The organism is Streptomyces sp. NPDC049954, assembly GCF_040656295.1.
In the GTDB taxonomy this organism is placed as follows: Bacteria; Actinomycetota; Actinomycetes; order Streptomycetales; family Streptomycetaceae; genus Streptomyces.
On the sequence record NZ_JBFALS010000013.1, the window covers coordinates 168,863 to 188,060 of the forward strand.

Annotated in this window: 18 protein-coding genes; 11 read left to right on the forward strand and 7 right to left on the reverse strand. The window is 73.0% G+C overall.

Translation table 11 applies throughout. From position 1 onward, the window contains the following. The first annotated feature begins 87 nt into the window (after nt 1-87). The gene (locus AB0J21_RS26855) at nt 88-1,539 is read left to right on the forward strand and encodes a catalase (protein WP_363148683.1); all 1,452 of its coding nucleotides are present in this window, start codon (nt 88-90) and stop codon (nt 1,537-1,539) included. A 77-nt stretch (nt 1,540-1,616) separates the two neighbouring features. Here AB0J21_RS26855 and hisN read toward each other — a convergent pair whose 3' ends face one another. From hisN to AB0J21_RS26890, 7 genes are all read right to left on the reverse strand, one after another. Beyond that, nucleotides 1,617-2,435, reverse strand: coding sequence for a histidinol-phosphatase (hisN, locus tag AB0J21_RS26860; RefSeq protein ID WP_363148684.1), 819 nt, complete (start codon nt 2,433-2,435; stop codon nt 1,617-1,619). Between the two features lie 112 nt (nt 2,436-2,547). Beyond that, complete coding sequence (locus AB0J21_RS26865) at nt 2,548-3,375, reverse strand: alpha/beta hydrolase (protein WP_363148685.1); 828 nt, start codon at nt 3,373-3,375, stop codon at nt 2,548-2,550. Nucleotides 3,376-3,519: 144 nt separating this feature from the next. Next, nucleotides 3,520-4,377, reverse strand: a complete 858-nt coding sequence (locus AB0J21_RS26870) for a DMT family transporter (RefSeq protein WP_363148686.1) — start codon at nt 4,375-4,377, stop codon at nt 3,520-3,522. 58 nt (nt 4,378-4,435) lie between these two features. Then, nucleotides 4,436-4,759, reverse strand: a complete 324-nt coding sequence (locus tag AB0J21_RS26875; RefSeq protein WP_363148687.1) for a multidrug efflux SMR transporter — start codon at nt 4,757-4,759, stop codon at nt 4,436-4,438. 155 nt (nt 4,760-4,914) lie between these two features. After that, entirely contained in the window at nt 4,915-5,922 is a 1,008-nt protein-coding gene (rsgA, locus tag AB0J21_RS26880; protein WP_363148688.1) for a ribosome small subunit-dependent GTPase A, read from the reverse strand. 14 nt (nt 5,923-5,936) lie between these two features. Then, on the reverse strand, nt 5,937-7,277 hold the full coding sequence (gene aroA / locus AB0J21_RS26885; protein WP_363148689.1) for a 3-phosphoshikimate 1-carboxyvinyltransferase: 1,341 nt from the start codon (nt 7,275-7,277) through the stop codon (nt 5,937-5,939). 171 nt (nt 7,278-7,448) lie between these two features. After that, the gene (locus AB0J21_RS26890; RefSeq protein WP_363148690.1) at nt 7,449-8,171 is read right to left on the reverse strand and encodes a M50 family metallopeptidase; all 723 of its coding nucleotides are present in this window, start codon (nt 8,169-8,171) and stop codon (nt 7,449-7,451) included. 49 nt (nt 8,172-8,220) lie between these two features. Between AB0J21_RS26890 and AB0J21_RS26895 the strand changes: the two genes are divergently transcribed. From AB0J21_RS26895 to AB0J21_RS26940, 10 genes are all read left to right on the forward strand, one after another. After that, complete coding sequence (locus AB0J21_RS26895) at nt 8,221-9,042, forward strand: SOS response-associated peptidase (protein WP_363148691.1); 822 nt, start codon at nt 8,221-8,223, stop codon at nt 9,040-9,042. 120 nt (nt 9,043-9,162) lie between these two features. Continuing rightward, the gene (locus AB0J21_RS26900) at nt 9,163-9,801 is read left to right on the forward strand and encodes an alpha/beta family hydrolase (protein ID WP_363148692.1); all 639 of its coding nucleotides are present in this window, start codon (nt 9,163-9,165) and stop codon (nt 9,799-9,801) included. A 290-nt stretch (nt 9,802-10,091) separates the two neighbouring features. Continuing rightward, nucleotides 10,092-10,757, forward strand: coding sequence for a sigma-70 family RNA polymerase sigma factor (locus AB0J21_RS26905; protein ID WP_363148693.1), 666 nt, complete (start codon nt 10,092-10,094; stop codon nt 10,755-10,757). After that, nucleotides 10,754-11,077, forward strand: a complete 324-nt coding sequence (gene rsrA / locus AB0J21_RS26910; RefSeq protein WP_363148694.1) for a mycothiol system anti-sigma-R factor — start codon at nt 10,754-10,756, stop codon at nt 11,075-11,077. Before AB0J21_RS26905 ends, rsrA begins: the two co-directional genes overlap by 4 nt. A gap of 429 nt (nt 11,078-11,506) precedes the next feature. After that, a complete protein-coding gene (locus tag AB0J21_RS26915) occupies nt 11,507-12,979 on the forward strand; it encodes an HD-GYP domain-containing protein (RefSeq protein WP_363148695.1) in 1,473 nt (490 codons plus the stop codon). After that, a complete protein-coding gene (locus AB0J21_RS26920; protein ID WP_363148696.1) occupies nt 12,976-14,265 on the forward strand; it encodes an HD domain-containing protein in 1,290 nt (429 codons plus the stop codon). The genes AB0J21_RS26915 and AB0J21_RS26920 overlap by 4 nt, the downstream gene beginning before the upstream one ends. Nucleotides 14,266-14,480: 215 nt before the next feature. Continuing rightward, entirely contained in the window at nt 14,481-15,467 is a 987-nt protein-coding gene (locus tag AB0J21_RS26925; RefSeq protein WP_363148697.1) for a hypothetical protein, read from the forward strand. Nucleotides 15,468-15,571: 104 nt separating this feature from the next. Continuing rightward, nucleotides 15,572-16,237 (forward strand): peptide deformylase, encoded by a 666-nt coding sequence (gene def / locus AB0J21_RS26930; RefSeq protein ID WP_363148698.1) that lies wholly within the window; start codon nt 15,572-15,574, stop codon nt 16,235-16,237. Between the two features lie 460 nt (nt 16,238-16,697). Next, nucleotides 16,698-17,654 carry a multidrug MFS transporter gene (locus tag AB0J21_RS26935; protein WP_363148710.1) on the forward strand — a complete coding sequence of 319 codons (957 nt, stop codon included), beginning with the start codon at nt 16,698-16,700 and terminating at the stop codon, nt 17,652-17,654. Beyond that, complete coding sequence (locus tag AB0J21_RS26940) at nt 17,654-19,009, forward strand: cytochrome P450 (protein WP_363148699.1); 1,356 nt, start codon at nt 17,654-17,656, stop codon at nt 19,007-19,009. The genes AB0J21_RS26935 and AB0J21_RS26940 overlap by 1 nt, the downstream gene beginning before the upstream one ends. The last annotated feature ends 189 nt before the right edge of the window (nt 19,010-19,198 follow it).

Below are 19,198 nucleotides of genomic sequence, written 5' to 3' on the forward strand. Positions count from 1 at the left end.
GTACCGCGCGGCGGCCGAGGGCGCGGCGGCTTCTTACTTCAGGGCCACTTTTCGCACCAGGGGCCGGGAACGACGCAGGAGGCGCACGTGACGCAGGGACCGCTCACCACGGAGGCCGGGGCTCCGGTCGCCGACAACCAGAACAGCGAGACCGCGGGCGTCGGTGGCCCGGTTCTGGTGCAGGACCAGGCGCTGCTGGAGAAGCTCGCCCACTTCAACCGCGAGCGCATCCCGGAGCGGGTCGTGCACGCCCGCGGCGCCGGCGCCTACGGGACCTTCACGCTGACCCGTGACGTCAGCCAGTGGACCCGTGCCCGGTTCCTGTCCGAGGTCGGCAAGCAGACCGAGACCTTCCTGCGCTTCTCCACCGTGGCCGGCAACCTCGGCGCGGCCGACGCCGTGCGCGACCCGCGTGGCTTCGCGCTGAAGTTCTACACCGAGGACGGCAACTACGACCTCGTCGGGAACAACACCCCGGTGTTCTTCGTCAAGGACGCCATCAAGTTCCCCGACTTCATCCACACCCAGAAGCGCGACCCGTACACCGGCTCCCAGGAGGCGGACAACGTGTGGGACTTCTGGGGCCTGTCGCCCGAGTCCACGCACCAGGTGACCTGGCTGTTCGGCGACCGCGGCATCCCCGCCTCGTACCGCCACATGAACGGCTACGGCTCGCACACCTACCAGTGGAACAACGCCGCCGGCGAGGTCTTCTGGGTCAAGTACCACTTCAAGACCGACCAGGGCATCAAGACGTTGACGACCTCCGAGGCCGCCGAGACCTCCGGTCTCGACCCCGACTCGCACCAGCGCGACCTGCGCGAGGCCATCGAGCGCGGCGACTTCCCGTCCTGGACCGTGCAGGTGCAGATCATGCCGGAGGCCGAGGCGGCCACGTACCGCTTCAACCCCTTCGACCTGACCAAGGTCTGGCCGCACGAGGACTACCCGCCGATCGAGATCGGCAAGCTGGAGCTGAACCGCAACCCGGAGAACATCTTCGCGGAGGTCGAGCAGTCCATCTTCAGCCCCGCCCACTTCGTGCCCGGCATCGGCCCGTCCCCCGACAAGATGCTCCAGGGCCGGCTGTTCGCCTACGGTGACGCGCACCGCTACCGCGTCGGCATCAACGCCGACCACCTGCCGGTCAACCGTCCGCACGCCACCGAGGCGCGTACCAACAGCCGGGACGGCTACCTCTACGACGGCCGCCACAAGGGCGCCAAGAACTACGAGCCCAACAGCTTCGGCGGCGCGGTCGAGACCGGGCAGCCGCTGTGGCAGCCCACCCCGGTGTCCGGGACGACCGGCAACCACGTGGCGCCCTCGCACGCCGAGGACAACGACTTCGTACAGGCCGGCAACCTCTACCGGCTCCTGCCCGAGGACGCCAAGGAGCGCCTGATCGAGAACCTGGCGCAGAACATCTCGGGCGTCACCCGCGAGGACATCGCCGTGCGGGCGGTCAACAACTTCCGGCAGGCCGACCCGGACTTCGGCAAGCGGCTGGAGGCCGCGGTCCAGGCCCTTCGCGGCTGACCCCTCCGCTCACCGGACGCCGGACGCCCGGCCCCCGCAGCAGGGGGCCGGGCGTTTTGGCCTCGTCCGGGGGCGGTTCAGTACCGCTGGTTCAAATAGCTCAGCAGCTCGTCGTGGAGCAGCGCGTTGGAGGCCGCCGCGTTGCCGCTGTGCACCCCGGGGCGCCCGTCCAGGCCGGTGAAGCTGCCGCCCGCCTCGGTCACCACGATCGCGTTGGCCGCCATGTCCCACAGCGACAGTTCGGGCTCCGCGCAGATGTCCACCGAGCCCTCGGCGACCATCATGTACGGCCAGAAGTCGCCGTAGCCCCGGGTGCGCCACACCGCGCGGCTCAGGTCCAGCAGGCCGTTCAGCCGCCCCTGCTCCTCCCAGCCGGTCAGCGAGGAGTACGCGAAGGAGGCGTCGGACATCCGGGACACCCCGGAGACCTTCAGGCGGCTCGCCGAGGTCAGGCTGCGGCCGGTGAAGGCGCCGTGGCCCTTCGCCGCCCACCAGCGCCGCTTCAGGGCCGGCGCGGAGACCACACCGACCACCGGCTGCCAGGTGCCCTGCTCGCCGCCCTGGCCCGGCACGATCTCCATGAGGGAGATGAGGGTGGCCCACACCGGGACCCCGCGCACGTAGTTCTTCGTCCCGTCGATCGGGTCGATCACCCAGCGGCGCGGGCCGGTGCCGCGCAGCCCGTACTCCTCGCCGAGGATCGCGTCCCGGGGCCGGGCCCGCTGGAGGTGGCTGCGGATCAGTTCCTCGGCGCCCTTGTCCGCCTCGCTCACCGGCGTCATGTCCGGCTTCGTCTCGACCTTGAGGTCCAGGGCCTTGAACCGCTCCATCGTCGTCGCGTCGGCCGCGTCGGCCAGCACATGGGCGAGACGCAGATCATCGTGATAGTCGGCCATGGCCGAACAGTATCGATCCGCCTCGCCCCCGGGCCAGCGGGCGTCTCGCGCGTCGGTGGGCGGGAGGGTTCCCGCCCACCGAGGGCAGTCAGCCGCACCGGGGGCGGCGGCCTCAGCGCTTCAGGAACTCCAGGAGGTCCCTGGCGAACTTCTCCTTGTCCCCGGGGACGAGCGCGATGCCGTGCGAGCCGCCCTCGTAGACCTTGAGTTCGGCGCCCGGGACGAGCTTCGCGGTCTTGCGGCCGGTCGCGTCGATCGGGACGATCTGGTCGTCGTCGCCGTGCACCACGAGGGTGGGGACGTCGAACTTCGCGAGGTCCTCGTGGAAGTCGGTGGCCGCGAAGGCGTCCACACAGGCCACGCCGCCCTGGATGGTCTCCTTCATGGCCATGTACCAGAAGGCGTCCTTGTTGCCCTGGGTGACCTTGTTCCCCTCGCGGTCGGCGGAGAAGAACCCGGCCGCGGTGTCCTTCCAGAACTGGGAGCGCTCGGCGAGAATCCCCTCCTTGAGGCCGTCGAACACGCTCTGCGGCACGCCCTCGGGGTTGTCCGGCCCCTGGAGCATCAGCGGGGTGATCGCCGACAGCAGGACGACGGACCTGACGCGGCCCGTGCCGTGTCGGCCGATGTAGCGGGCGAGTTCGCCGCCGCCCATCGAGTGCGCGACGAGCGTCACGTCCCGCAGGCCGAGCCGGGTGAGGAGGTCGTCGAGGTCGTCGGCGAAGGTGTCGAAGTCGTAGCCGTCCCACACCGGGGTGGAACGGCCGTGACCGCGCCGGTCGTGGGCGATGCCGCGGAAACCGGCGTCCGCCACGGCCTTCAGCTGGTCCTGCCAGGCGTCCCCGTCCAGCGGCCAGCCGTGGAGGAAGACGACCGGGCGTCCCTTGCCCCAGTCCTTGTAGAAGATCTCGACACCGTCGCGCGTGGTCACGGTGGGCATACGTGTTCCTCTCGTGCGCCCGGAGGCAGCGGGGAAGTGGACGGCGCACAGCGCACCCGTCCACCGATGTCATGACAATTAGTGCATACGGGGCGTGTCGCTGCGACCGGTCGTGGGATCCCCGGTTCCCGTCCGGTCCGCCGCTCAGCCCGCGAGGTCGCTGATGTGCGGGACGGTGCGGGTCAGCTTCTGGATGCCCCACACGATCAGTGCGATCCCGGCCAGCTCCGGCAGCAGCCACCACCCGGCCCGCACGCTCTCGTCGAACAGGGTGATGCCGAGGACCAGGGAGATGCCCGCGTCCCCGATGGTCAGAGCCGGCTGGGAGGCGGCGAGCGAACCCGCCTGGAGGGCGTTCTCCAGGAGCAGCACGGCCGCGATCCCGGTGGCCACGAAGCCGTACGTCTGCCAGGTCTGGAAGAAGGCGGCGAGACCGTCCTCCTGGAGGGTCCCGGTGGCCGACTTCAGCTGAGCCGCCGTCACCGCGTTGCCGACCGCCGAACCCGCTCCCAGGCACGCCGCCTTGAGCAGGCCCGAGCGGGCCCGCAGCGCCGGCAGCACGGTCAGCGCCATCGCGCCCAGGCACGCGGCCAGCGCCGGGAGCCAGCGGGTCATGGGCGCCTGGTCCCGGGTCCCCGAGGGATCGGCGGCGGCCAGGACGAGGGCGAGACCGGTCACCACCGTCGCGATCGCCCACCAGCCCTGCGCGGGCAGGTGGCGGTGCAGTAGCGGGAAGCCGATCAGGAGCGCGAAGGGCAGCTCCAGGATGAAGATCGGCTGGACCAGGGAGAGTGGCCCGTTCGCGAGGGCCAGGGCCTGGAAGAGGGCCGCACCGGTGAGCCCGGCGATGCCCACGTACCAGGCGGGGCGGCGCGCGAGCCGCCGCAGCAGCCCGAGTCCGCCGCCCGAGGGCACGGTCGAGGCGGCCTTGCGCTGGAAGGCGGTGCCGGTGGCGTTGCTGGCGGCGGCGATCACCGCGAAGAGAGCGGAGAGCAGGGGCACGGCTCATCCCTGTCCGCCGAGCGCCGCCGCGTCACGCTACGGACGGCGGGTCACCCGTTCAGTGCGCCGACCCCGAGAGCTGGAGGCCGATGACCCCCGCGACGACGAGGGAGATCGAGACGATCTTGAGGACCGACACCATGTCGCCGAGGAAGGCCATGCCGTAGATCGCCGTCCCCGCCGCGCCGATCCCGGTCCACACCGCGTAGGCCGGGCCGACGTCGAGCTTCCTGAGCGCCAGCGTCAGCAGGCCGAAGCTGCCGAGCGCGAAGGAGGCGAAGGCGATCGTCGGCCAGAGCCGGGTGAACCCGTGCGACAGCTTCAGACTGACCGCGAAGCCCGTCTCCAGCAGCCCGGCCACGATGACCAGCAGCCACGCCATATGTGTTGCCTCCCCTTGTCCCGCGTATCTCCCGCGTCCCGGGCCGTGCCGAGCGTCACCACCCGGCGCACGGTGCGCCCGTGACGGTCCGCCGGCTGCGGGCCTGCCGCGATTATGCCTTTACCTTTTCTTTGGCGGGCACAAACCACGACCGGTCAGTCGCCCTCGCGTCGCTCCCGGGTGGCGAGCAGCCGGCGCAGGGAGTACAGCCGGGAGGGATCGGCGTGGCCCTCGGCGACCCACGCGTCCAGCGCGCAGTCCGGTTCGTCGTGCGTGCAGCCGCGCGGGCAGTTCTCCGTCCCCGGTTCCAGATCGGGGAAGGCGAGCACGACCCGCGAGGGGTCCACGTGGTGCAGTCCGAAGGAGCGCACCCCCGGAGTGTCCACGACCCAGCCGCCGCCCCCGGCCAGCGGCAGCGCGAGCGCGGAGGTCGTGGTGTGCCGGCCGCGACCGGTGACAGCGTTGACCACCCCCGTCGTACGCTGCCGGTCCGCGTCCACCAGGGCGTTGACCAGGGTCGTCTTGCCGACACCCGAGTGCCCGACGAAGGCCGTGACCTTCCCCTCCAGCAGCTCGCGCACGCGGTGCGCCGCGTCCCCGTCGTACAGCTCCTCGCGGCTCGTGACGACGTAGGGGACGCCGAGCGGCGCGTAGGTCTCCAGGAGCGCGTCCGCGGAGGCGAGATCGGACTTGGTCAGCACGAGCAGCGGGGACAGCCCGCCGTCGTAGGCCGCGACCAGACAGCGGTCGATCATGCGCGGACGCGGCTCGGGATCGGCGAGCGCGGTGACGACGGCGAGCTGGTCGGCGTTGGCGACGACCACCCGTTCGTAGGGGTCGTCGTCGTCCGCCGTACGCCGCAGCACCGAGGCGCGCTTCTCGATCCGCACGATCCTGGCCAGCGTGTCCTTGGCCCCGGACAGATCGCCGACCAGCGCGACCCGGTCACCGACCACGGCGGCCTTGCGGCCCAGCTCGCGGGCCTTCATGGCGAGCACCACCCGGTCCTCGACCAGGCAGGTGATGCGGCCCCGGTCCACGGTCAGCACCAGGCCGCCCGCGGCGTCCTCGTGCTTGGGCCTGATGTGGGTACGCGGGCGGCTGCGGCGGCCGGGGCGTACGCGGATGTCGTCCTCGTCGGGGTTCTTCCCGTAGCGGCGCATGAGAGTCCCGGCCGTCAGTTCCCGAGCATCCCGGTCCACAGATCGGGGAAGTCGGGCAGCGTCTTCGCGGTGGTCCCCACATTCTCGATCTCGACACCGGGAACCGCGAGCCCGAGGATCGCCCCGGCCGTCGCCATACGGTGGTCGTCGTACGTGTGGAAGACGCCGCCGCGCAGCGGACGGGGCCGGATCACCAGACCGTCGGCGGTCTCGGTGACGTCACCGCCCAGCTCGTTGATCTCCTTGGTGAGCGCGGCCAGCCGGTCCGTCTCGTGCAGCCGCAGGTGGGCGATGCCGCGCAGCGTGGACGGGGAGTCGGCGAGGGCCGCGACCGCCGCGAGCCCCGGGGTCAGCTCCCCGACGTCGCTCAGGTCCACGTCGATGCCGTGCACCCGGCCCGAGCCGGTCAGCACGAGGCCCTGCTCCGTCAGCTCGCAGGAACCACCCATCTCGGTGAAGATCTCCCGCAGCCGGTCACCGGGCTGCGTCGTGCGCTGCGGCCAGTCCGGTACGACGACCCGGCCGCCCGTCACGAGGGCCGCCGCGAGGAAGGGCTGCGCGTTCGACAGGTCCGGCTCGACGGTCAGGTCGCGGCCCAGCAGGGCGCTCGGCGAGACCCGCCACACGTTCGGCTCGCCGCCCGTCTCCGGCTCGTCGACCTGCGCGCCGACACAGCGCAGCATGTCGACGGTCATCCGGATATGCGGCAGCGAGGGCAGCGAGCGGCCCGTGTGCCGGACCTCGACGCCCTGGTTGAAGCGCGGCGCCGACAGCAGCAGCGCGCTCACGAACTGGGAGGAGCTTGAGGCGTCGATCTCGACCTTGCCGCCGTCGAGCGCCCCGCCACCGTGCACGGTCAGCGGGAGGGCGCCGCGCCCCTCGTCCTCGATCCGGGCGCCGAGCGCGCGCAGCGCGTCGATCACGCCGTGCAGCGGCCGTTCGTAGGAGCGCGGGTCGCCGTCGAAGTGGACGGGGCCGTCCGCGAGCGTCGCGACCGGCGGGAGGAACCGCATGACCGTGCCCGCGTTGCCCACGTCCACCGAGGCGGCGCCGTGCAGACCGGCCGGGATGATCCGCCAGGCCTCGCCGCTGCCCGCCGGGTCCCCGGTCGCCGAGGAACTGGAGGAGACCGTCTCCTCGATCTTGACGCCCATGGCGCGCAGCGCCCCGGCCATCAGGAGGGTGTCCCGCGAGCGCAGCGGGCGGCGCAGCCAGCCCGGCTCGGCGGCGAGCGCGGCGAGGACCAGCCCCCGGTTGGTGACCGACTTGGAGCCGGGCACCTGCACCGTCGCGCTGACGGGTCCGTCCGCGTGGGGGGCGGGCCAGAGGTCGGTAAGTGCTGGGGTCTCGGTCATGTCTTTACTTTAGTGGCTCCGGGTGAACCATCATCCTGATCAAAAGTGCCGAAACCGGACCGCAACAGAGAGATGGTATGGACATCGGTCGTCGGCCGGCCCCGCGGTCCGTCGCGACAGACCCTGCCGCCCCTGGCGTCACCCGGCCCGGTCGGACGGCGGTTCGCGGCCTCACAGATCCAGCAGCCAGCGCCCGCCCGCGACCAGGCAGCCGAGCGACACCGCGTGGAACAGCAGCAGCCACAGCCCGGCCGGTACGTGGGTCAGCCGCGCGAGCTGGTCCGCGTCCGACTCCTGGGCCCCGCCGCCGCGCCGTTTCGCCTGGAGCTCGAAGGCCGGGCGCACCCCGCCCAGCAGCAGGAACCACACCGCCGCGTACGCGAAGAAGGACTGCACCTCCGGCTCGGTCAGCCAGGACACCAGGAGGAAGGCGCCGCCCGTGACGAACACCGTCAGCACCCCGTAGGCGTTGCGGATCATCACCAGCATGAGCAGCAGCAGCGCGGTCGCCGCCCACAGCAGCAGCGTGCTGTGGTGCGCGGCCAGCAGCCAGGCGCCGCCGAGCCCGAGCAGCGGGGGAGCGGTGTAGCCGGCCGCCGCCGTGAGGATCATGCCGATCCCGGTGGGCCGGCCCCGGCTCACCGTCAGCCCCGAGGTGTCCGAGTGCAGCCGGATGCCGTCCAGGCGGCGGCCGCTGAGCAGGGCGACCAGTCCGTGCCCGCCCTCGTGCGCGATCGTCACCGCGTTGCGGGACAGGCGCCATATCAGGCGCGGGCCGACCGCGAACAGGGCGAGCAGCAGCGTCGTCAGGACGAGCCAGCGAGCGGGCGCCGGCTGGTTGCCGAACAGCCCGTCGGAGCCGTCCCACAGTCCGGCGAGATAGGTGGTGTGCATGGGGCGGAAGGCTCCTCGTGACGTTCGCGGGCATGGCAGGCTGGCAGATATGTGTGGACGGTATGCGGCCAGTCGTGGCCCCGAGGATCTCGCAGCCCTGTTCGAGGTGGAGAAGTGGGAGCCGGCCGAGACGCTCGCCCCCGACTGGAACGTCGCCCCGACCAAACAGGTCCCCGCGGTCCTCGCCCGCCCCCTGAAAGAGGAGGACGCCGATCCGCGCCGTCCGGTTCGCCAGCTGCGGCCCCTGAAATGGGGGCTGGTGCCCTCGTGGTCCAAGACCCCGGAGGGCGGCGCCCGGATGATCAACGCCCGCGCCGAGACGGTGCACGAGAAGCCCGCCTACCGCCGCGCCTTCGCCGCCCGCCGCTGCCTCCTGCCCGCCGACGGCTACTACGAGTGGGTCACCGGCACCGAGGAGCGGCAGCTGGAGGAGCGGGGGCGCAGGAAACGGCCGAGGAAACAGCCCTACTTCGTGACCCCCGCCGACGGCTCCGTCTTCGCGATGGCCGGGCTCTACGAGTTCTGGCGGGACCGGACCCTGCCGGACGACCACCCGAGCGCCTGGTGGGTCACCTGCACGGTGCTCACCACCGAGGCCGAGACCGCTCCGCTCGCCGTACCGCCCGCAGAGGGCCCCCGCTCGCTCGCCGACATCCACCCCCGCATGCCGCTCATGCTCACGAGCGACCGGTGGGAGGCGTGGCTGGACCCCTCCCGCACGGACGTCGAGGAGCTGCGCGAACTGCTCGCCCCGCCGCCCGAGGGCCTCATGCGGGCCTTCCCGGTCTCCACCGCCGTCAGCAACGTGCGCAACAACGGGCCGGAACTGCTCAAGGAGCTGGAGGGGCCCGAGGAGGAGACGCTGTTCTGAGGCCGGGCGGTGCCGGTCCGGGGCGCGGGTCTTCTGCTGTGGCGTGACGTGACGCGCCTTGCGGCCCGCCGCGCGCCGTGCCGCCGGGGACCCGTCCGGGCGGGACACGACAATGGCGGGATGCACGAGGAAATCGTCCAGGCCCCCGCCGGACCCGCCCGCGTCACCTGGCATCCCGCACCGCGCCCCCGGCTCGTCCTCGCCCTCGGGCACGGGGCGGGCGGCGGCATCGAGGCGCGCGATCTGCGGGCGCTGGCCGAGGCCCTTCCCCCGGACGGCGTCACCGTCGCCCTGGTGGAGCAGCCCTGGCGGGTGGCCGGGAAGAAGGTGGCGCCCGCGCCGAAGACCCTCGACGCGGGCTGGCACGCGGTGTGGCCCGCGCTCGCCGCGCCCGGGCTGCCCGTCGTCTGCGGCGGGCGCAGCGCCGGGGCCAGGGTCGCCTGCCGGACCGCCGCCGCACTGGGCGCCGAGGCCGTCCTCGCGCTGAGCTTCCCGCTGCACCCGCCGGGCCGCCCCGAGAAGAGCCGGGCGGAGGAACTGCTGGCCACGGGGCTGCCGACCCTCGTCGTCCAGGGCGGCAACGACCCCTTCGGGAAGCCCGCCGAATTCCCGGCGGGCGCCCACGAGCTGGCCGAGATCCCGTACGGGGACCACGGCTTCGCCGTACCGAAGCGGGCGCCGCTGAGCCAGGAGGAGGCCGTGAGCCTGCTCACCCGCGCCGTACGGGACTGGACGTCCGGCCTCGGTCGCGCGGCGTAGGACCGGCGCCCGCGGCCGCCCTTCCCGGGGCGGCGGAATAGTACGGGGGCGACTCCTGTTGTGCGAGGCGTAGTTGCAGCCAAGCACGAGAGGATGACCGCCGCATGGGATCCACCCTTTGCCCCAGTCGTAGGTCCACCGCCCTGGACTGGTCGGTCCTGCCCGCGGCGAAGACGACCCCTTTCACCGGGGCGGGTGGCGTGGATCGTCAGGCCCCCGGGACCGAAGGTCGACTATTCTCCGAGACGAGCGCGCGGCCACGCAGGGGCGCCGCCACGGTGTCGGAGGAGGTGGGTCGGGTCACTGGGACCGACGCAGGGACGGAAGACGGCCAGGTGCGGCAGCCCGAGGAGTCGGCCGCCGAGCGCAGCGCGCGCTTCGAGCGGGACGCGCTCACGTTCCTCGACCAGATGTACTCGGCGGCGCTGCGCATGACGCGCAACCCCGCGGACGCCGAGGACCTGGTCCAGGAGACGTACGCGAAGGCGTACGGGTCCTTCCACCAGTTCCGCGAGGGCACCAACCTCAAGGCGTGGCTGTACCGCATCCTGACCAACACGTTCATCAACTCGTACCGCAAGAAGCAGCGTGAGCCGCAGCGCAGCGCCGCCGAGGAGATCGAGGACTGGCAGCTCGCGCGCGCCGAGTCGCACATGTCGACCGGGCTGCGCTCGGCCGAGTCGCAGGCGCTCGACCACCTGCCCGACTCCGACGTGAAGCGTGCGCTCCAGGCGATCCCCGAGGAGTTCCGCATCGCGGTCTATCTCGCCGATGTCGAGGGCTTTGCCTACAAGGAGATCGCGGACATCATGGGGACACCCATCGGTACGGTGATGTCCCGGCTGCACCGCGGCCGCCGCCAGCTGCGCGGAATGCTGGAGGACTACGCCCGCGACCGCGGACTGGTCCCGGCCGGCGCCGGACAGCCGGACGACCTGAAAGGCTCGGGCTCATGAGCTGCGGAGAGCCGCACGAGACGGATTGCAGTGAGGTCCTCGACCACCTCTACGAGATCCTGGACCACGAGATCCCCGACGCCGAGTGCGTCAAGTACGAGGACCACTTCCAGGAGTGCAACCCCTGCCTGGAGAAGTACGGTCTGGAACAGGCGGTCAAGCAGCTCGTCAAGCGCTGCTGCGGCCACGACGACGTCCCCTCCGACCTGCGCGCCAAGGTCCTGGGCCGGATCGACCTGATCCGCTCCGGGCAGGCGGTGCCCGACCAGGACATCACGGCCTCCGTGGCCGACGTCCCGGGGACGGTCAAGGAGTCCTGAACCGCAGGCCGGGCTCTCCCGGCCGCTCGTGAACACCCCCTGCCCGCCCCCGGGCGCCGCGTGCGGCGACGCCCGGGGGCGGGTGAGCGAAGAAGGCCGTGACCGCCGAGGTCACGGCCTTCCGCGCGTTGCGCACCGGCTGGTTCCGCCGCGCGGCCCGGACCCGCGTGCGCCGGTCCGGTCGTCCCCCGCACGGTGTCCGCGCGCGCCGGACTCGGCCCTGTCCCGTGCCCGCGCACCCGGCATATGCCCGTGTGCAGCCACACGCCCCCCGCTTCACTCGAACGCGTTAATCCCGGCCCGCGGAACGGGGGGAAGTCGCCGAAGCCGTCCTGACCGTCCCGCCGCGCCCCTATTCTCCCCATCCTGTGGCCGACGCGAGCTTCGGCCACAGGCACCGGAAGGACCGGGCCCGCCGGGGGAGGCGCCATGAGGATGCTCACACCGTCCGTGCGGGTCCTCGCCCCGTCCGCGCGCGCCCTCGGTCTGGGCACCGCGCTGGCCGGGCTCGGCTGCGTCCTGCCCCTGCTCGCGAGGCCGCTCGCGGTGGGCCCGCCCGCTGGACAGGAGTCTCCGTACTGGGGCCGCATCGCCGTGCTCCTCGTGCTCCACGCGCTGTGCGAGCGGATTCCGCGCTGCCCCGTCCTCGGCAGCCGCGTGCCCCGGGGGATGGGCACCTTCTACCCCGTGCCGCTGTCCGGGGCGCTGCTGCTGCCCCCGGCGCAGGCCGCGCTGGTCGTCGTGCCCGGCGCGCTGCTCGCCGGGGCGGAGGGCCGGCCGGTGGGCGCCCGCAGGCTGTGGCGGCCCGCGCGGCTCGCCGTGGCCTGCGCGGCCGGTTCCGCAGCGCACCACCTGCTCGGCGGCCCCGAGGCCCTCACGCACGCCCGCCCGGCCCTGCTGCTGCCCGCCCTCGCCGCCGTCCTCGCCTTCTGGGCGGTCCTCGCCCTGCTCGACGGCGCGCTGCGCCGCAGCACGGAGCGGCTGCCCGCGGCGGCCGTCCGCCGCGACGGGGCCGCGCTGCGCTCCCTGGCCGCCGTCCTCGTGCACGGCTGCGCCGCCCTCACCATGGCGCTGCTGTGGCTCAGCTCCTACGGACCGCCGGCCGCCCTGCCCGCGCTGCTGCCCATGTACCTGTCCTGCTGGGTCTTCGCCCTCTACCACCAGGAACGCGCCGCCCACGAGGCCACCCTGCGCGCCCTCGTCCAGGCCGTCGACCTCAAGGACCGCTACACCCGGGGCCACGGACAGCGGGTCGGCCAGGCCGCCGCGATGATCGCCAGGGAGCTGGGCATGGACGCCGCGCGCGCCGAGGAACTGCGCCTCGCGGGCCTCCTGCACGACCTCGGCAAACTCGCCGTGCCCACCCGGGTGCTGCGCAAGGACGGCCCGCTCACCGAGGAGGAACGGGACCTGATCCGCCTGCACCCCGAGTACGGCCACGAGATGGTGCGCGACATCCGCTTCCTCGACGAGGCCCGGGCCGCGATCCTGCACCACCACGAGCGCTACGACGGCGCCGGCTACCCGCACCGGCTCAGCGGCACCCGCATCCCCGAGGCCGCCCGGGTCGTGGCCGTCGCCGACGCCTTCGACGCGATGACCTCGACCCGCTCCTACAGCAGGGCCAGGCCCGTCGAGGTGGCCGTCGCCGAACTCGAACGCTGCGCGGGCAGCCACTTCGACCCGCGCGTGGTCGCCGCCTTCGTCCGCGCCCTCGCGAAGGAGGGCTGGCAGCCGGTCGTGCACGTCGGGCCGCAGACCCTCCCGCCCCCGCCGTGCGCGCGAGGCACGGCGGAGCCCGGCGCGGGTGCCACCGAGGCGGCGGCCCGTACCGGGGTACCAGCGGCCACCGAGGTACCGGCGGCCCGCCGCGACGGGCTCACCCGCAAGGGCGAGGCATGAGCACGGCCGGGCTGCGGGCCGCGCCCCCCGCCCTGCTCCTGGTGTACGCCGCGATGCTGGTCCTGGGCGCCGTGGCCTGTGCCGGGACGGCGGCGGCCGGGATCGACCGTCCGGGCACCGCGCTCGGCTTCGCGCTGCTGGTCGCCGTGGGCCAGGCCACCCGGCGGGAGAACGCCGAGGAGCGGGAACCGGCGCCGCTCGCGTCCGCCGCCGCCCTCGGCTACGGGCTGCTCGCCACCGTCGCCGGGGCGCCCGCGCGGCACGGCGTGCTCCAGGTGATGGCCGTGGCCGTGACCGGGGCGCTGGCCGGCAGCCTCCCGCTGCTCGTGCTCGGCCGGGACCCCGGCCCCGAACGGCTCGCCCGCCGCCTGCTGACCCTCGCCTTCGTGGCGCTGCTGTGCCGCCCGCTGTATGCCGTGGGCACCGCGCACGGGTACGAGGTGGGCCGGGGTCCGCTGTTCGTCGGCTGGATCGTCCTCGTCGTCCTGCTCGCCGTCCTGTGCGACGCCGCGCTCGCCACGCTCCTGGAGCACGCCCGCACCCGCTGGCCGTACGGCGGACTGCTGCGCGAGGAACTGCGCGCCCGGTGCGGGATCGGCTCGGCGGTGTGCGTGGCGGGCGCGGTGGCGGCCCTCGCGGTGGGCGTCGCCGGGGTGTGGGTGCTGCCGCTGATCGCCGTCCCGATGTTCCTGGCGCAGTTCTCCTTCGGGCGGTACGCGGCGGTGCGCGGCGTCTACCGGCAGACCATCGCCGCGCTGGCCCGCTCCACCGAGATCGCCGGGCACACCCCGCCGGGCCACGCCGCCAGGGTCGCCGCGCTGAGCCGGGCGATGGGCCGCGAGTTCGGGCTGAGTGAGCGGAGGCTGACCGTCCTGGAGTACGCGGCGCTCATGCACGACATCGGACAGCTGTCCCTGGTGGACCCGGTGCCGGGGGGTGCGACGAGCGGGCTCCCGCCCGCCCAGCAGCGCCGGATCGCCGTCCTCGGCGCCGAGGTGGCCCGGCAGGCGGGGGTCCCGGCCGAGGTCGCCCTCGTCGTCGAGCGGCAGGCCGACCCCTGTCACCGCCAGCCGCTGGGCGCGCGTATCGTGCGGGCCGCGAACGCGTACGACGAACTGGCCGCCGCCGAGCCGCGCGCACCCGGCGACGGGGACGGGCCCGCGGGGTGCCCGCAGGCCCTGGAGCGGCTGCGCCGGGGCGCGGGGGCGGACTACGAGAGCGCCGTCGTGGAATGTCTGGCCAGGGTCGTGTCCCGAGGTGGCCTTAGCGGGCCCCGCACTGGGTAACCCATGGGTAATGAGCGGGCGTACGGCCGTCCGTGGTTGGATGCGAAGACAGGCGCAAGGGGGTGTCCGGACACCCCCTTGGACGCCGGACGTGCGGGAACAGGACCGTACGGAACCGGCCGGGAGAGCCCCGGGCGGCGCGGTCGGCCGGCCCGGGGGCACACACGGGGGCGGCGGCCCGGAAGTCAACGGCAGCGGGGATGCAGGCGGGAATCGTGAGGATCTTCGGCAAGGGACGACACCGGCCCTCCGCCTCCTGGCGGCAGGCCACGGACCGCGCTTTCACGCTGATCGGTGACGGCCGCTACGAGGACGCGGGGGCGCTGCTGACCCGCGCCGCCGATCTGGAGCCCTGGCTCTCGGAGTCCTGGTTCAACCTGGCGCTGCTGCACAAGTTCCGCCACGACTGGGAGCAGGCGAGGGCCGCCGGGCTGCGCGCGGTGGCCCTGCTCGACCGCTCGGGCGGCGCCCCGGACTGGTGGAACGTGGGGATCGCCGCGACCGCCCTCCAGGACTGGCCGCTGGCCCGCAGGGCCTGGCAGGCGTACGGGCTGCGGATGCCGACGGGCGCCACCGTCGCGCCCGGGGAGCCACCGGCCGGGATGGACCTGGGCAGCGCCGCGGTGCGGCTGTCGCCCGAGGGCGAGGCCGAGGTCGTGTGGGGCAAACGCGTCGACCCGGCCCGTATCGAGGTGCTGTCGGTGCCGCTGCCCTCCTCGGGCCGCCGCTGGGGCGAGGTCGTCCTGCACGACGGGGTGCCCAACGGGGAGCGGACCACCGCGGGCGGCGAGTCCTTCCCGGTGTTCGACGAGATCGAGCTGTGGGCGCCCTCGCCCGTGCCGACCTGGGTGGTGCTGCTGGAGGCGGCCACCGAGGAGGACCGGGACGCGCTGGAGAAGCTTGCCGCCGACGCCGGTTTCGCCGCCGAGGACTGGTCCTCCTCGGTGCGGCTGCTGTGCCGCTCCTGTTCGGAGAGCCGGATGCCCAGCGAGGCGGGGGAGGGCGACCGCCAGGACCCGCACGACCACAGTGAGCCCGGCCACCCCGGACCGCTCGGCCACCACAACCCGGGGGCCCGCTGGGCGCCCGAGCGGGAGTGCGGGATCGCCGCCCCCCGCGAACTGGTGCGCGGGCTGCTGGACGGCTGGATCGCGGACAGCCCGGACTCCCGCGGCTGGCGCGATCTGGAAGAGGTCTGCTGAGGCCCGCACGGGGGCCGTAGGCTGTGCGGGCAGCAGAAGAGGGCTTGCGGGGCCGAGGCGGCCCCGCGCGCGGCCCGGGTTTCCAGGAAGGCAAAGCGGCGGACATGGCGCAGCAGGACACTGAGCAGGAGCAGACGGCGCGGGAGCACGAGGGGGTGCTCCCGGTCGACGAGGAGGGCTTCGTCCTCGACACCGAGGACACCGAGGAGCGCGAGGAGGCCTACCGCGCGCGCGGGACGGCCCGCCCGATCACCGTCGTCGGCAACCCGGTCCTGCACAAGGAGTGCAAGGACGTCACGGACTTCGGCCCGGAGCTGGCGGCCCTCGTGGACGACATGTTCGCGAGCCAGCGGGCCGCCGAGGGGGTCGGCCTCGCCGCCAACCAGATCGGCGTCGACCTCAAGGTGTTCGTCTACGACTGCCAGGACGACGACGGGGCGCGCCACGTCGGCGTGGTCTGCAACCCGGTCCTGACGGAGCTGCCCGCCGAGCGCCGCCGGCTCGACGACTCGAACGAGGGCTGCCTCTCGGTGCCCACGGCCTACGCCGCGACCCCGCGCACCGACTACGCAGAGGTGACCGGCCAGGACGAGCAGGGGCACCCCGTCAAGGTGCGCGGCACCGGCTACTTCGCGCGCTGCCTCCAGCACGAGACCGACCACCTGTACGGCTACCTGTACATCGACCGTCTCTCGAAGCGGGACCGCAAGGACGCGCTGCGGCAGATGGCCGAGGGCACGCCCCGCTACGAGACCGTGCCCAACGACTGACCGGCCGCCCACGGGTGGGCCGCACCCGTGACGAAGCGCCCGGCCGGGCCTTGCCTCCGGCCGGGCGCTTTGTCATATGCCGGTACTTCTCCTGGGGTTTACGGGACGGAAGTGGGCGCGGAACAACAGATTCCGGTCAGTCCGGGGCGAGTTCCCGGTGTCCGAAGATGATTCCTGACCCAAATCTGTTCCCTTTTCGGTCAGTTATAGGGCTGAATGGGAAGCGCTGTGTTTTACGACGGCGTGGACCGGGGGACGGGGACCCGGTCCGGGCCGTCCGGCGCCCGAAAGGGGTTCGCTCGTGCCTGCTTTCTCGTCCAGTACTTCACCGACTCCGGCGGCCACGGTCCCCGCGGCCTTCCGGATCGCCGCGGTGGAAAGGGACTTCACTCGCCACCTCCACGAGTATTGGCCAAAGCTTCAGGAGAAGTCGAGGCTCTGGGTCGTGGAAAAACGGCTCATGGACCCGGCCCGGGCCGAGGCCCACGTCGACGGGCTGCGCTACACCGACCTCGTGGCCGGCTACTACCTCGGCGCCTCCGAGGCGACGCTCAGCGCCATCGCGGACTTCAGCATCTGGTTCTTCGCCTGGGACGACCGGCACGACCGGGACGCGGTGCACGGCCGGGACGCGGCCTGGAGCGACCTGTGCGAGGACCTGCACCGCTCACTCGACGCCCCCGCCTCCCACCAGCACCACGCCGACCCGCTGGTCGCGGCCTTCGCCGACTGCGTCCAGCGCATGGGCGCACCGGCCGGCCCGGGCTGGCGCGCCCGCTTCGCCCGCCACTTCCACCCGGTGATCGACGCCTACGACCGGGAGTTCGGCAACCGCACCGGGGCCACCGTGCCGCCCGTGGACGAGTACGTCGAGCTGCGCCGGCTCACCTTCGGCCACGAGATCTGGCTCGACCTGCTGGAGGTGGTGGCCGGGGCCGAACTGCCCGCCGAAGTCCGCCAGCACCCCGCCTACCGGGCCGCCGGTCTCGCCTGCCAGGACTTCTCGGCCTGGTACAACGACCTGTGCTCGCTGCCGAAGGAAATAGCGGGGGACGAGGTGCACAATCTCGGGATAAGTCTCATACGGCACGAGGACCTGACCCTCGAAACCGCCGTCGCCGAAGTACGGAAAAGGGTCGAGGGCCGCGTCACCGCATTCCTGGAGGCGGAAAGCGAGGTGACCCGGCTCGCGGAATCCCTCGCGGCCGAGGGCGGGGAGCGGGGGAACGGGCTCCGCAATGCCGTCCTGTCATGCGTGGGGAATATGCGGAACTGGTTTCCGGCCGTCTACTGGTTCCACCACGAATCCGGACGCTATCGCGTCGACCACTGGAGCGATCCCGCCCTGCCGCCCTACGTGAACGACTCCGACGGCCGCCCCGCCGCCGCCCCGCACGCGCCGCAGGAGGACCGCTGATGAGCGACCGCCCCGTCCCCCTCGTCGGTGGCCGCCTCCCGGGGCTCGGCCACGCCCTGACGCTCGCCCGCGGACCGCTCGGCTTCCTCGCCGGACTGCGCGAGCACGGGGAACTCGTCCGCATCGCGCTCGGCCCCAAGCAGGTCTACGCGGTGTGCGCGCCCGAACTCGTCGGCACCCTCCTCAGGAGCCCCGACTACGAGGTCGGCGGCCCCCTGTGGGAGACCCTGGAGATCCTCCTGGGCAAGGGCGTCGCCACGAGCAACGGGGCGCTCCACCGCCGCCAGCGCCGTACGATCCAGCCCGCCTTCCGCCCCGACCGGATCGCCGCCTACGCCACCGTCATGACCGAGGAGGCGGTCCGCACCGCCGACGGCTGGCAGGAGGACACGGTCGTCGACATGGGCGCCGAGATGTTCCGCACCGGCGTCCGCATCGTCTCCCGCTCCCTCCTGGAGGTCGACGCGAGCGGCGAGCGCTCGGACCGGATCGCGGACGCCCTGCACACCGTCTTCAGCGGGCTGTACCAGCGCATGGTGCTCTCCTTCGGGCCGCTGCACCGGCTGCCGACCCCCGCCGCCCGGCGCTTCAACCGCGCCCTGGCGGAACTGCACGCCCTGGTCGGCGGGATCATCGCGGACGGCAGGCGCGCGCACGAGGGCCGGGCCGGGGACGAACCCGAGGGCGGCGGGGAGGACCTGCTCGCCGTGCTGCTGCGCGCCAAGGACGAGACGGGCGCCCCGCTGGCCGACCGGGAGATCCACGACAACGTGGTGTCCCTCGTCGTCGCCGCCGCCGAGAACGTCGCCGCGACCCTCGCCTGGACCTTTCTGCTGCTCGCCGAACACCCCGAATGGGAACGGCGGATAAGGGAGGAGGTGGATACCGTCGCGCCGCGGCGCCCGGTGGATTTCGAGGACCTGCCCAAACTCACGGTCACCCGGAATCTGCTGACCGAATCCATGCGGCTGCGTCCGGCCGCCTGGATATTCACCCGCAGAACCGCCACGGACACCGAACTGGGCGGCTACCGCATTCCGGCCGGAGCCGATGTGCTCTACAGCCCCTACGCCCTCCAGCGCGATCCGCGTTCCTTCGAGCACGCCACCGGCTTCGACCCCGACCGCTGGCTTCCCGAACGGGCCGCGCGCGTACCGGACTACGCGATGATGCCCTTCGGGACCGGCAAGCGGAAGTGCCCCGGTGACGTCTACAGCCTCACCGAGACGGCGCTGGTCCTCGCCAACACCGTCCGGCACTGGCACGTCGAGACCGTCCCGGAAACGGTCGACGAGCCGAGGATCGGCATCACCCTCCAGCCCAAGCGCCCCCTGCTGCGGCTGACCCGCCCCTGAGTCGGCGGCAGCGAGACGCGAAAGGCCCGTCCCCCAGGGGGAACGGGCCTTTCGCGGTCCGGGCGGCGACGGACGGACGCGCGGGCGCCCGGACCGGCTAGTGCCGCAGCAGGCAATGTTCGCCCCGTCGCGACGCCCGGCACGTCCTCTCGCCGCACCGGCCGAAAACCCAAGTACGTCCAGTACTAG

Coding starts and splice junctions, on each gene's coding strand:
- aroA (WP_363148689.1), bottom strand. CDS start 7,277: ATGACCGAGACCCCAGCACTTACCGACCTCTGGCCCGCCCCCCACGCG.
- def (WP_363148698.1), top strand. CDS start 15,572: ATGGCGCAGCAGGACACTGAGCAGGAGCAGACGGCGCGGGAGCACGAG.
- rsgA (WP_363148688.1), bottom strand. CDS start 5,922: ATGCGCCGCTACGGGAAGAACCCCGACGAGGACGACATCCGCGTACGC.
- AB0J21_RS26940 (WP_363148699.1), top strand. CDS start 17,654: ATGAGCGACCGCCCCGTCCCCCTCGTCGGTGGCCGCCTCCCGGGGCTC.
- hisN (WP_363148684.1), bottom strand. CDS start 2,435: ATGGCCGACTATCACGATGATCTGCGTCTCGCCCATGTGCTGGCCGAC.
- AB0J21_RS26865 (WP_363148685.1), bottom strand. CDS start 3,375: ATGCCCACCGTGACCACGCGCGACGGTGTCGAGATCTTCTACAAGGAC.
- rsrA (WP_363148694.1), top strand. CDS start 10,754: ATGAGCTGCGGAGAGCCGCACGAGACGGATTGCAGTGAGGTCCTCGAC.
- AB0J21_RS26890 (WP_363148690.1), bottom strand. CDS start 8,171: ATGCACACCACCTATCTCGCCGGACTGTGGGACGGCTCCGACGGGCTG.
- AB0J21_RS26895 (WP_363148691.1), top strand. CDS start 8,221: ATGTGTGGACGGTATGCGGCCAGTCGTGGCCCCGAGGATCTCGCAGCC.
- AB0J21_RS26935 (WP_363148710.1), top strand. CDS start 16,698: ATGGACCCGGCCCGGGCCGAGGCCCACGTCGACGGGCTGCGCTACACC.
- AB0J21_RS26875 (WP_363148687.1), bottom strand. CDS start 4,759: ATGGCGTGGCTGCTGGTCATCGTGGCCGGGCTGCTGGAGACGGGCTTC.
- AB0J21_RS26920 (WP_363148696.1), top strand. CDS start 12,976: ATGAGCACGGCCGGGCTGCGGGCCGCGCCCCCCGCCCTGCTCCTGGTG.
- AB0J21_RS26900 (WP_363148692.1), top strand. CDS start 9,163: ATGCACGAGGAAATCGTCCAGGCCCCCGCCGGACCCGCCCGCGTCACC.
- AB0J21_RS26915 (WP_363148695.1), top strand. CDS start 11,507: ATGAGGATGCTCACACCGTCCGTGCGGGTCCTCGCCCCGTCCGCGCGC.